Genomic DNA, 2,176 nt, shown 5'->3' with positions numbered 1-2,176 from the left:
TCACGCGAGATCGAAGCGGTCGAGGTTCATCACCTTGTTCCAGGCGGCGACGAAGTCGCGCACGAACTTCTCCTTCGCATCCGCGCTGCCGTACACCTCGGCCAGCGCGCGCAACTGCGAGTGCGAGCCGAAGATCAGGTCGACGCGCGTGCCCGTCCACTTGACCGCGCCCGTCGCACGATCGCGCCCCTCGAACACGTCGTTCGCGCCCGACACCGGCTTCCACTCCGTACCCATGTCGAGCAGGTTCGCGAAGAAATCGTTCGTCAGCGTGCCCGGACGATCGGTGAACACGCCGTGCTTCGAGTCGCCGACGTTCGCGCCAAGCACGCGCAAGCCGCCGACCAGCACCGTCATCTCCGGCGCCGTCAACGTCAGCAGCTGCGCCTTGTCGACCAGCAGCGCCTCGGCCGGCGTCTTGTACGCGTGCTTCAGGTAGTTGCGGAACCCGTCCGCCACCGGCTCGAGCACGGCCATCGCGTCGACGTCGGTTTCTTCCTGCGACGCATCCATCCGGCCCGGCGCGAACGGCACCGTGATCGCGACACCCGCGTTCTTCGCCGCCTGCTCGACGCCGGCCGCGCCGGCCAGCACGATCAGGTCGGCCAGCGACACCTTCTTGCCGTCCGTCTGCGCATCGTTGAACGCCTTCTGCACGCCTTCGAGCGTTTCGAGCACCGCCGCGAGCGCTGCCGGCTGGTTCACTTCCCAGTCCTTCTGCGGCGCGAGACGAATGCGCGCGCCGTTCGCGCCGCCGCGCTTGTCCGAGCCGCGGAACGTCGCCGCCGACGCCCATGCGGTCGACACGAGCTGCGACACCGACAGGCCGGTGGCCAGCACCTTCGCCTTCAGCGCGGCGACGTCGGCGGCGTCGATCAGCGGGTGATCGACGGCCGGGATCGGGTCCTGCCACAGCAGGTGTTCCGCCGGCACGTCCGGGCCGAGATAGCGCGAGCGCGGGCCCATGTCGCGGTGCGTGAGCTTGAACCATGCGCGTGCGAACGCGTCGGCGAACTCGGCCGGGTTCTCGTAGAAGCGGCGCGAGATCTTTTCGTAGGCCGGGTCGAAACGCAGCGACAGGTCGGTCGTCAGCATCGTCGGGCGATGCTTCTTCGACGCGTCGTACGCATCGGGAATCACTTCGCCGGCATCCTTCGCGACCCACTGGTGCGCGCCGGCCGGGCTCTTCGTGAGCTCCCACTCGTAGCTGAACAGGTGCTTGAAGAAATCGTTGCTCCACTGCGTCGGCGTCGACGTCCACGTGACTTCGAGGCCGCTCGTGATCGTGTCCTTGCCCTTGCCCGTGCCGAACGTGCTCTTCCAGCCGAGCCCCTGCTGCTCGATGCCCGCGGCTTCCGGCTCGGGGCCGACGTTCGAGGCCGGGCCGGCGCCGTGCGTCTTGCCGAACGTGTGGCCGCCCGCGATCAGCGCGACCGTTTCCTCGTCGTTCATCGCCATGCGCGCGAACGTCTCGCGGATGTCGTGCGCGGCGGCGACCGGGTCGGGGTTGCCGTCCGGGCCTTCCGGGTTCACGTAGATGAGGCCCATCTGCACCGCGGCGAGCGGGCTTTCGAGCTCGCGCTTGCCGGTGTAGCGGCTGTTCGGGCCGCCGCTCAGTTCCAGCCAGATCTTTTCCGAGCCCCAGTAGACGTCGTCCGGCTCCCACGTGTCGACGCGGCCGCCGGCATAGCCGAAGGTCTTGAAGCCCATCGATTCGAGCGCGACGTTGCCGGTCAGGATCAGCAGGTCGGCCCACGAGATGTTGCGGCCGTACTTCTGCTTGATCGGCCACAGCAGGCGGCGGGCCTTGTCGAGGCTGACGTTGTCCGGCCAGCTATTGAGCGGCGCGAAGCGCTGCTGCCCGCCGCCGGCGCCGCCGCGGCCGTCGGCCGTGCGGTAGGTGCCGGCGCTGTGCCACGCCATGCGCACGAACAGGCCGCCGTAGTGGCCGAAGTCGGCCGGCCACCAGTCCTGCGAGGTCGTCATCAGCGCGTGCAGGTCCTGCTTCACCGCGGCGAGATCCAGCTTCTTGAACGCTTCTGCGTAGTCGAAATCCGGGTCCATCGGATCGGACAGCGCCGAATGCCGATGCAGCACGTTCAGGTTCAGCTGATTCGGCCACCAGTCCTTGTTCGTCGTGCCGCTGCCTGCGGTGTGGTTGAACGGGCACTTCGAT

General features: G+C 68.2%; 1 protein-coding gene. It reads right to left on the bottom strand.

The window, feature by feature from the left end; translation table 11 throughout:
- Window positions 1-2,176: catalase/peroxidase HPI (gene katG / locus CFB35_RS33970; protein WP_059898254.1), on the bottom strand; the 2,176-nt coding region annotated here is incomplete at its 5' end.

It is taken from the genome of Burkholderia sp. AU16482 (assembly GCF_002223285.1).
GTDB classification, from domain to species: domain Bacteria; phylum Pseudomonadota; class Gammaproteobacteria; order Burkholderiales; family Burkholderiaceae; genus Burkholderia; species Burkholderia semiarida.
Note: the sequence above shows the minus strand (reverse complement) of the source record. Positions and strands in the feature narration are given on the sequence as shown.